The organism is Roseovarius salis (assembly GCF_044472985.1).
Taxonomy (GTDB): Bacteria; Pseudomonadota; Alphaproteobacteria; order Rhodobacterales; family Rhodobacteraceae; genus Roseovarius; species Roseovarius salis.
The window spans coordinates 1-257 of sequence record NZ_JBISDG010000142.1 but is presented as its reverse complement, the minus strand read 5'-3'; the positions used below and the strand labels follow the sequence as shown (position 1 = coordinate 257).

1 protein-coding gene is annotated in these 257 nt (G+C 56.4%); it reads left to right on the top strand.

Features of this window, described 5'->3' with window-relative positions:
• Positions 1–2: 2 nt before the first annotated feature.
• Positions 3–257, top strand: a 255-nt coding sequence (locus tag ACH13J_RS18545) for a transposase (protein ID WP_397544816.1), incomplete at its 3' end; no start/stop codon positions are given.

The window sequence follows — 257 nt, the reverse complement described above, 5'->3', positions numbered from 1 at the left end:
CAGTGAATCAGTACCCAGCAGAACGCAAGGAAGCCATTCTTCGGCAAATGATGCCACCGGAGAACAGGCCGGTATCGGCCCTGGCGAAGGAGAGCGGCATCTCGGAACAGACACTTTATACTTGGCGACGAAATCTACAGTCTCAGGGAGTGCCGGTGCCGGGAAATGGAAAGAATGCGGTCGTGTGGTCGTCGGCCGACAAGTTTGGCGTGGTGCTGGAAACGGCACACATGAACGAGGCGGAACTGGCTCAATAC